Annotated in this window: 7 protein-coding genes; 2 read left to right on the top strand and 5 right to left on the bottom strand. The window is 63.6% G+C overall.

Annotation, left to right across the window (positions count from 1 at the left end):
- Together IVB31_RS00690 and IVB31_RS00685 are read left to right on the top strand one after the other, a co-directional pair.
- Positions 1-462 (top strand): ABC transporter permease (locus tag IVB31_RS00690; protein ID WP_247317393.1); only part of this gene is annotated, 462 nt, incomplete at its 5' end.
- Positions 463-465: 3 nt separating this feature from the next.
- Entirely contained in the window at positions 466-1,353 is an 888-nt protein-coding gene (locus IVB31_RS00685; protein ID WP_247317391.1) for an ABC transporter permease, read from the top strand.
- On the opposite strand, the gene IVB31_RS00680 is transcribed toward IVB31_RS00685, so the two are convergent.
- From IVB31_RS00680 to IVB31_RS00660, 5 genes are all read right to left on the bottom strand, one after another.
- Positions 1,350-2,096 carry a hypothetical protein gene (locus IVB31_RS00680; protein WP_247317389.1) on the bottom strand — a complete coding sequence of 249 codons (747 nt, stop codon included), beginning with the start codon at positions 2,094-2,096 and terminating at the stop codon, positions 1,350-1,352. The two genes, IVB31_RS00685 and IVB31_RS00680, sit on opposite strands and share 4 nt — an antisense overlap.
- Positions 2,097-2,105: 9 nt before the next feature.
- On the bottom strand, positions 2,106-3,356 hold the full coding sequence (locus tag IVB31_RS00675) for an adenylate/guanylate cyclase domain-containing protein (RefSeq protein WP_247317387.1): 1,251 nt from the start codon (positions 3,354-3,356) through the stop codon (positions 2,106-2,108).
- A complete protein-coding gene (locus IVB31_RS00670) occupies positions 3,353-3,742 on the bottom strand; it encodes a response regulator (RefSeq protein WP_247317385.1) in 390 nt (129 codons plus the stop codon). Before IVB31_RS00670 ends, IVB31_RS00675 begins: the two co-directional genes overlap by 4 nt.
- Positions 3,739-6,336, bottom strand: a complete 2,598-nt coding sequence (locus IVB31_RS00665; RefSeq protein WP_247317383.1) for an ATP-binding protein — start codon at positions 6,334-6,336, stop codon at positions 3,739-3,741. Before IVB31_RS00665 ends, IVB31_RS00670 begins: the two co-directional genes overlap by 4 nt.
- 141 nt (positions 6,337-6,477) lie before the next feature.
- Positions 6,478-9,573 (bottom strand): MexW/MexI family multidrug efflux RND transporter permease subunit, encoded by a 3,096-nt coding sequence (locus tag IVB31_RS00660; RefSeq protein ID WP_247319323.1) that lies wholly within the window; start codon positions 9,571-9,573, stop codon positions 6,478-6,480.
- Positions 9,574-9,622: the final 49 nt, after the last annotated feature.

Below are 9,622 nucleotides of genomic sequence, written 5' to 3'. Positions count from 1 at the left end.
TGGCTGCCGGCCTCGGGCTATGTCCCGCTCACCGAGAACTGGCGGGCGAGCCTTGCCGCCACTATCATGCCGGCCTTCGTGCTCGGCAATGCGATCTCCGCGATCCTGATGCGACACACCCGCAGCGCCATGCTCCAGGTGCTGGAGAGCGACTATGTCCGTACCGCGCGCGCCAAGGGCTTGTCCGAGCGCTCGGTAATCCTCAAGCATGCCATGCGCAACGCGCTGACGCCGATCATCACGCTCGGCGCGCTCGAGCTTGGCACGCTATTGTCAGGTGCCGTGCTGACCGAGCAGATCTTCTCCATTCCCGGCTTCGGCAAGCTGATCGTGGATGCCGTGTTCAACCGTGACTACGCGGTGGTGCAGGGCGTGGTGCTGGTGACGGCCACGGTCTACATCATGCTGAACCTGGTCGCAGACGTCGCCTACATCCTCGTCAATCCGCGGCTAAGGGGCTAGGCGATGACCGACACTGCGCTGCCGGCCAGTCCCGCCAATCAAGCCTACGAACTGGATAGCCCGGCGCGCCGCGCGCGGCGGCGGCTGTTCAAGCGCAAGGCCGCCGTGTTCGGGCTTGTCGTGATCACTGCGTTCATCCTGCTTGCGGCCCTCGCGCCGCTCGTGGTGCCCTATGATCCCATCGCGACGAGCTGGAGCCTGGTTCGCAAGCCGCCCACCGCGGCGCACTGGTTCGGCACCGACGAGCTCGGCCGCGACATCCTGAGCCGCGTCGTCTATGGCGCGCGCGCGTCGCTGCTTGCCGGCCTCATCTCGGTTGCGATCGCGCTCGGCATCGGCGTGCCCCTCGGCCTGCTCGCCGGTTATCGCGGCGGCTTCACGGATGCGCTGATCAGCCGGATCACCGATGCAATGCTGGCCTGCCCGTTCCTGATCCTGGCGATCGCGCTGGCCGCATTCCTCGGGCCCAGCCTCGGCAATGCCATGATCGCGATCGGTATCTCGGCCACGCCGATCTTCATCCGCCTCACCCGCGGCCTGGTGTTGAACGTCAAGGCCGAGGACTATGTCGAGGCCGCCCGCGCGCTCGGCAATCCGCCTTGGCGTATCGCATTCTCGCATATCCTGCCGAACATCCTGCCCCCGCTGCTGGTGCAGGCCACGCTCTCGATCGCCACCGCCATCATCGCCGAAGCCGCGCTGTCATTCCTCGGCCTCGGCCAGCAGCCGCCGGCGCCGTCCTGGGGCAGCATGCTCAATGCCGCGCAACGCTTCCTGACCCAAGCGCCCTGGATGGCGATGTGGCCGGGGCTTGCGATCTTCCTCGTGGTGCTGTCGCTGAACCTGCTCGGAGACGGCCTGCGCGACGCGCTCGATCCGCGCCAGCGTTAGATCACGGTCTCGCGCATCACGCGGCGGCAATCCATCTCGTATTCGAGATCGACCACCGGCGGGCGGGCGAAATGCCAGGTCAGGCCGGAGCGCAACGCGCCGCGGCGGACGAGTTCGTCGACCAGCGCGTGGTGGAAGTCGTGCACGGAATAGGCCTGCACGCCGGTCGTGTCCTTCCAGCCGAAACCAAATGCCGTTAGCCGGTTCTCCATCTGCGAGGTGGTGGTGAAGCGGACCTTCTCGCGCAGGCCTTCCGGACTGAGGTCGCGGTAGCGCACCGTGCGCTCGACATAGCTGCCGCTGCCCTCGCGCGCCTCGGCGCCGCCAGCGATCACGAAGCTCGGCGCCTTCGCGCTTGTTGGGCGCGTGAAGGAGAAGGCATAGAACGACGGCTCGGACGGCGGGTCGATCTCGGGACAGACATTGCTGCGCGCCACCGGATTGGTGGTGCCGTCGAAGATGCCCCATTCGGACAGCGTCTTCACATAATGCAGATTGAACGCGCGAAAGCCTTCCTCGCTGAAGGCCGCCGGTGAGCGCAGCTCGCAGGCACAGAACGCCGTCAACGGCCGGCCGGCTTCCTGGATATACTTCGCCGCGAGCGCAAATCCCTCGGCCAAGGGCACCAGACGGTCGAAGCGGACGCGCTCGATCTCGTAGCCGGCATCGGCGGCCGCGCCGGCCGAATACTGGAACACAGACGGAATGAAGCGGTAATTGCCGGCGGAGAATTCGCGCGTCATGTCGGACTCCTATTCCAGTTGCATACGAATGCCCTTGGCGCCATTGAGCAGGCGTTTCAGGTGAAAGCCGGCCAGGGAATCGTCGGCATGCATCCCGACCAGCGCGGCGAAGGCCGGCATGGCGGCGGCATCCCCGGCCTCCATCTTGGCAAAAGCCTGGGAATACAGCGCCGTTTCCGGCGCAGCGAATTGGGCTTGCGCCAGCGGCTCGAAGGCGCGCAACGACTCGCTGCGTCCGCGCAGCATCAGCTCACCGACCGGGCGCCCTTGAAAGCTCTCGGCGGCCTTGGCGACGCTGGCACTGACGCAAATGCGCGTTCCCAGATGCTTGTTCGCGGCTTCCAGCCGGGCCGCGATGTTGATGGAGTCCCCATACGCGGTGTAGTCGAAGAACCGATTGCCACCGAAATTGCCGACCAGTGCCGGCCCGGCGTGAATGCCGATCCGGGTGGTGCCGAAATTTACGCCCCTGGCCTTCCAGCGCGCACAAAAATCCTGCGCCCAGGCATCGAGATCGTGGGCGCAGGCGACCGCTCGTGTCGCATAATCCGGCTGATCGCCGGGCGCGTTGAAGAGCACCTGGATCGCATCGCCGATGATTTTTGCGACCGTTCCCTCATGCGCGAAGACGATCTCGGTCATGCCGCCGACATATTCGTTGAGGAGTTCACCCAGCGTCTCGGGCGGCGCAGTCTCAACCAGCGATGTAAAGCCGGTGATATCGGTGAAGATGGTCGCGACATCGCGCCACTGCACTTCCATGCCGTTGCCCTCGACATCCGCCGCCAGGCGCCTGGCGATTTCCGGCGAGAAGAAACGCGACAGCGAGGCATGGGCGCGTTCGGCCTCCGCCTGGCGGCGGCGCACCTCGCGCAGCATTTCGATGTGACGGATGGTCTTCTGGATCGTCATCTCCAGATCGGCGAAGTCGATCGGTTTGGTCAGGAAGTCGAACGCACCGCGGTTCATGGCGGTGCGGATATTGCTCATGTCGCCATAGGCCGAGACGATGATGGTGGACTTCTTGTCTTCGGCTTCCTGGAGCTTCGCCAGCAGCGACAGCCCGTCCATCCGCGGCATGTTGATGTCGGAGACCACCATGTCGACGTGTGGATTTTGCTCGAGCGATTGCAGCGCCTCGAGGCCGTCGCGCGCAAACATGATGGTCACCAGCCCATCGCGAATCTGCCTGCGGAATTTTTGCAGAACCAACGCCTCGAGGTCCGGCTCGTCATCGACGAAGAGGATGGTCGCGGTCATGCGGCTTGCTCGAGCCTCGTGTCGATCTCCTGCCGCAGCAGGGCGAAATCGATCGGCTTGGTGAGGAGCCCGACCGCGCCACGCTCGATCGCCTTCCGGCGCGTCTCGGCGTCGCCGTAGGCGGTGATCATGATGACGGGGACGCTCGGATGCGCGTCACGCACCTTCGGGAGCATGTCGAGCCCGCTCATGCCGGGCATGTTGATGTCGGACAGGATCAGGATCAACGAGGGATCGCGAACCTCGGCGGCGAGCTTCAGCGCCTCGGGCGCGGACGGCGCGAATTCCATCTGGAAGCGGCCGGCGCGCAGGTCGCGCCGGAACTGCTGCCGGAACAGCGCCTCGACGTCGGGCTCGTCATCGACGACCAGAATGTAAACGTTCAAGTCCTGCCTCCAGGAGTGCCGCCCGCCGCCATCATGCGCGGCAGTCTGATGATGAATTCGGTGAATACGCCGGGCTCGGTGTTCACGTCGATCGTGCCGCCGTGCTGTTTCACGACGATATCATGGCTCATGGAAAGGCCGAGCCCCGTGCCCTCGCCGGCCGGCTTGGTGGTGAAGAAGGGATCGAACATCCTCTCCTTCACTTCGGGCGGAATCCCGGTGCCGTTGTCGCGGATCCGAATCTCGAGGCCGCCGCCGAGGTCTTTCGTCGTCGCGCTCACGGTCGGCTCAAAGCCGTCGCCGGAACTCTCCTTGCGCTTGGTCGCTGCATAGAAACCGTTCGAGATCAGATTCAGCAGGACGCGCGTGATTTCTTGCGGATAGATATCGACCATGCCGGCGGCCGGGTCGAAGTCACGCTGGAGCGTGACGTTGAAGCCGGGCCTCTCCGCGCGCGCGCCGTGATACGCCAGATTCAGGCTCTCCTCCACGATCGCGTTGATATCGACGACGCGATGCTCGCCGGAGCCCTCGCGCGAATGCAGCAGCATGTTCCTGACGATGGAATCGGCACGCTTGCCGTGCTGCACCACCTTCTCCAGATTGCTCCTGAGCAGACTGGTCAGCTCGTCGACCTCCTCCCTGGTCTTGCCGTCGAGCGAGGCTGTCTTCAGGGCATCGTTGAGCTCGTCAATCAGTTCGGTGGAGACCGAAGAGAAATTGTTGACGAAATTGAGCGGGTTCTTGATCTCGTGGGCGATGCCCGCGGTGAGCTGGCCGAGCGAGGCCAGCTTCTCGGTCTGAATGAGCCGGTCCTGCGCGGTGCGCAGCTCGTCGAGGGACTGCGACAGCTCCTTGGTACGCTCATGGAGCTGCTTGAGGAGCCGAGCGTTTTCGATAGCGATCACAGCCTGCTTGGTGAAATTCTCGACCAGTGCGATCTGTTTGTCGGTGAACGGACGGACCTCCTTGCGATAGACCGCGATCGTGCCAATCAGCCCGCTCTCTTTCAGCATCGGCACGATGACGATGGTACGGGCGCCGGCGACGTCCGAGATCGCGCGAACGGCTGGTCCACCGGCAAGATAGGCAGGCGTGTTTCGCACATCGTGAACATGGACGACCGCACGTGTCCTGACGACCTCCGCGAGCCCGCTCTCCGGACGAGGCCGGATCGCCACGTCTTTTCGCGAGGCCGCGAACGCAGCCGGCACGTTGTAATCCGCCGCGATGGTAAAGCTTTCACCGTCCCACAGATTCATGATGCCGAAACTCGCGCCACAGACCCGCGTGGCATTCTCGAGCATCTTGTGGAACACCGGTGTGAGTTCGCCGGGAGACGAACTGATCACCTGTAATACCTCGGAAGTAGCTGTTTGCTGCTCGAGCGACTCGGTCAATTCAGCCGTCCGTACCTCAACCCTTTTTTCAAGATCCGCATAGGATTCCTGCAAACGCGCGCCCATGTCGTTGAACTGGTCGGCGAGCCCTTCGAGTTCGTCACCGGTCCTGATCTTGATGCGCTGGGAGAAATCGCCGCCCCCGATCCGCTCGGCACCGCTGCGCAGCGCCTGGATCGGGCCCACCATGCGGCGCGCGAGAAATATCCCGGCAAGCACCGCAAAGATGGACGCTGCGAGCAGCACGATCGCGAGCCGCTGCAACGAGGCATAGAGCGCGGCATAGGCCTCCTCGACGGGCAGCTCGACGAACATGGTCCAGTGCAGCGGCGCAATGGGGGCTGATGCGGTCAGCACCGTCTGGCCCTGGATGTTGCGCGCTTCAGGAAGCACGTCGGAGATGGTGCCGCCTCCAGCCTGCGCAGCGCGGACCTGCGCCAGACCAGACATGTCGGTATTGCGCAGGACCAGGCTGATATCGGGATGCGCGATCAGGCGCCCCTCCGGGCCGACCACGTAGGCGTGCCCGTGCTCGCCGACCTTGATCTGGGACACGACGTCCCAGATCAACTTGAGATTGACCTCCGCAATGCTGACGCCTGCGTCCTTGCGCGACCCGGCCTGCGCCAGTGTCATGTAGGGCTCGGACTCCCTGCGGAAATAGACCGGCCCGTAATAGACCTTGTGCGCGACCGCCTCGGTGAACTTGGGGTCGTCCGACAGGTCGATCCCGCTGTCGATCGCGTCCATGGCGAGCCGCGAGACTCGCAGCCGCTCCCTGCCGGCCGAATCGACCTGGGCGAGCTCGGTGATTGCGGGCACCTGGCGCAGCAGCCGCAGAGCGTCGAACCGGCGCTGCTCGATCGAACCCGCCGACCAGGGCAGCTGGGTGGTCCAGCCGAGCTGGCTCTCGATCTCCTTGACGAACTGACCGATCTTGGCCGCGGCCGCCTCGGCCTGCTCATGCTGGACCCGGATCAGCGCGGCTTTGTGCTCGCGATAATAGAAGAAGACCTCGAACAAGCCGTTGGCCAGTAGCGCGATGGCGACGACGGCCACGAACAGCGCGACATATTTGGTGAAAAGCCGCGTCCTGATCCCCTGCCCTGGCGTCGTGCCAGATGCGGCGCCATCCGGCGCCGCGCTCGGCAGCGTCCTGGCTTGCGGGGTGCCGGGATGGAGGGAAAGGCTCATCCTGCCGAACCTAGCAAGAAGACCGGACCTTGTCTCTCGCGAGCGCGGGAAAGGCTAATGCCAGCCGCGGTGCCCGCGGCAAATAGAAAAGGGCGGCAGCGGGCGGCCGCTGCCGCCCCCCAAGTTAGCTTGCCTGCGGCCTCAAGTGGGCCGCAGCACCTTGGAATCGAGGTCAATCTCATTGACCTGCTTGTTTCGCTCGGAATCCGCCGCCGCGCGATGGTCGGTCGCCAGCACTACATAGACCGCAGGAAGCACGAACAGCGTGAACAGCGTGCCGATCGACATGCCGGCGACGACCACGAGACCGATCGAGAAGCGGCTGGCCGCGCCCGCGCCGGTCGCGGTCAGGAGCGGGATAAGGCCCGTCACCATCGCGGCCGTGGTCATCAGGATCGGCCGGAGACGGATACGGGCCGACATTTCGATCGCAGAGCGGCGGTCGAGCCGCTCATTGACCTGGAGTTCGTTGGCGAACTCCACCATCAGGATGCCGTGCTTGGTGATCAGGCCCACCAGGGTCAGCAGGCCGACCTGAGTGTAGATGTTCATGGTCGCCATGCCGAAGAACAGCGGGATCAGCGCACCCACGATCGCCATCGGCACCGAGATCATGATGACGAGCGGATCGCGAAGACTCTCGAATTGGGCCGCCAGCACCAGGAAGATGATGACCAGCGCGAAGCCGAAGGTGACCGCGAGCTGGTTGCCTTCCTGAACATATTGCCGGCTATCGGCGAGATAATCGTGGCTGAAGCCCTGCGGCATCTTCTTGGCTTCGCCCTCGAGGAAGTCCACCGCAGCGCCGACGGTCACGCCGGGCATCGGCACGGCTGAGAACGTCGCTGAATTCAGCTGATTGTAGTGCGTCAGCGAATTCGGGTCGGTTTTGGTCTTGATCGAGACCACGGTCGACAGCGGAAGCTGCTGCCCGCTATTAGTGGTCACATAATAGCCGCCGAGCGATTCCGGCGAGAGCCGCTGGCCGCGCGGCACCTGCGGGATCACCTGATAGGAACGGCCCTCGAGATTGAAACGGTTGATGTAGTTGCCGCCGAGCAGAACCGCGAGCGTGCTGCCGAGGTTCTGCATGTTGACGCCGAGATCCTGCGCCTTGGTGCGGTCGATCGTGACCTGCACGTTCGGCTGATTATAGGCGAGGTCGCTGTCGGAGACGATGAACATGCCGCTCTTGCGCGCAGCGTCCTTCAGCTTCTCCATCTGCTCATAAACAGTCTGGAAACTGGCGGTGGAGTTGATGACCATCTGCACCGGCAGACCGCCCGGGCCACCCGGCAGCGGCGGCAGGTTGAAAGCGAAAGCTTGCACGCCCTCGATTTTGGAAAGTTCGGCCTGGACCAAGGGCTTCAACGCGATCGACGACCGCTTACGCTCGTCCCACGACTTCAGCAGCATGCCGGCGATACCGCCCTGCGGGCCGTTGATGCCGTTGAGCACGAAGCGCAGATCGGTCTCGGGGAATTTCTGGAATTCCTTGTCGAGCTTGTCACCATAGAAATCGACATAGTCGATGTTGGCATATTTCGGCGCCTTGGTGACCGCGAACACGATGCCCTGGTCTTCCTCAGGCGCCAGCTCCTTCGAGGTGTGCATGTAGAGGAAGCCGACGAGTCCGAGGATCGTCACGGCGAACAGGCCGGTGATCGCCTTGTAGTCGAGCGAGCGATCGAGCCTGCGCCCGTACCAGCGGGTCAGCGCGCCGAACACCTTATTGACGAGCTTGGCGAAGCGGCCTTCTTCGGTGTTCTTCAGCAGCACCGAGCACATCATCGGCGACAGCGTCAGAGCGATGATGCCGGAGACGATCACCGAACCCGCGAGCGTGAAGGCGAATTCGCGGAACAACGAACCGGTGAGGCCGCCGAGGAAGCCGATCGGCGCGTACACGGCCGCGAGCGTGATCGTCATCGAGACGACGGGCCCGACGATTTCGCGCGCCCCCTCAAGCGACGCCTGGACCGGCGTCTTCCCTTCTTCCAGATGGCGATGGATGTTCTCCACCACGACGATGGCATCGTCGACCACAAGGCCGATCGCGAGCACCATTGCGAGCAGGGTCAAGAGATTGAAGCTGAAGCCCAGCGCCAGCATCAAGGTGCAGACGCCGATCATCGACAGCGGAATCGTGACGACCGGAATGATGACGGAGCGGAACGAGGCCAAGAACAGGAAGATGACCACGATCACGATGATGATAGCTTCGCCCAGCGTCTTCTCGACCTCGTCGATCGAGGACTGAATGAACTTGGTCGAATCGTAGGCGACCTTCATCTTCATCGACGGCGGCAGGTTGCGTTCGAGCTCGGGGAACAGTGCGCGCACGCCCTTGACCAGCGTCAGCGGGTTGCCTTGCGGGGTCGCCTGCACGCCGATGAAGATCGCGTGTTCGCCGTTGAAGGCGACGCTCGCATCGGTACTCTGCGCCGCAAGCTCGACGGATGCGATGTCCTCCATCCGCACGAAGCCGCCGTCCTTGGCCTTGACGATCATCTTCTTGAACTGGTTGACGTCGGTCAGGCCCGTGTTCGTCGAGATGTTCGAGACGATGAGATAGCCCTTGGTCTGACCTGCCGCGGACTGGAAGTTGTTGGCGGCGATAGCAGCCGACACATCCGCTGGCGATACGTTGCGGCCGGCCATCTTCATGGGATCGAGCCACAGCCGCATCGCAAAATTCTGGGCGCCGAGAATGTCGGCGGACGCGACGCCGTCGACGGTCGACAGCACCGGCTGCACCACGCGCGTGAGATAGTCCGAAATCGCCGAGCCCGACAGCTCCTCGGAGGAGAAGCCGAGATACATCACGGCCGTGGTCTGGCCTGTGGTCTTGGTGACGATCGGGTCGTTGGATTCCTTCGGGATCAGATATTTGACCGAGTTGGTCTTGGCCAGCACCTCGGTGAGCGCCTGGCTCGGATCGAAGTTCAGCTTGATGTAGACCTGGATCGTCGAGGTGCCGAGCACCGAGGACGAAGTCATGTAATCGACGCCCTCGGCGGACGCGACGGCCTGCTCGATCGGCGTGGTGATGAAGCCCTGGATCAGGTCGGCGGAGGCGCCGGGATAGACGGTCGTGATGTTGATGACCGTGTTCGACAGCTTCGGATATTGCCGGATCGGCAGCACCATCGCCGCGCGCAGGCCGATCAGCAGGATCAGCAGGCTGACGACGACCGACAGAACCGGGCGTTTGATGAAAATATCAGTGAAGCGCATCGCGGCGATCTCGATTTCGTTGACTTGCAAAGCGCATGACCCGGCCGTG

This window comes from Bradyrhizobium sp. 21 (assembly GCF_023073335.1).
Taxonomy (GTDB): domain Bacteria; phylum Pseudomonadota; class Alphaproteobacteria; order Rhizobiales; family Xanthobacteraceae; genus Bradyrhizobium.
Note: the sequence above shows the minus strand (reverse complement) of the source record. Positions and strands in the feature narration are given on the sequence as shown.

Bases quoted from the DNA above. Each gene is read 5' to 3' on its own strand.
- IVB31_RS00685 (WP_247317391.1), top strand. From the start codon at position 466: ATGACCGACACTGCGCTGCCGGCCAGTCCCGCCAATCAAGCCTACGAA.
- IVB31_RS00680 (WP_247317389.1), bottom strand. From the start codon at position 2,096: ATGACGCGCGAATTCTCCGCCGGCAATTACCGCTTCATTCCGTCTGTG.
- IVB31_RS00675 (WP_247317387.1), bottom strand. From the start codon at position 3,356: ATGACCGCGACCATCCTCTTCGTCGATGACGAGCCGGACCTCGAGGCG.
- IVB31_RS00665 (WP_247317383.1), bottom strand. From the start codon at position 6,336: ATGAGCCTTTCCCTCCATCCCGGCACCCCGCAAGCCAGGACGCTGCCG.
- IVB31_RS00660 (WP_247319323.1), bottom strand. From the start codon at position 9,573: ATGCGCTTCACTGATATTTTCATCAAACGCCCGGTTCTGTCGGTCGTC.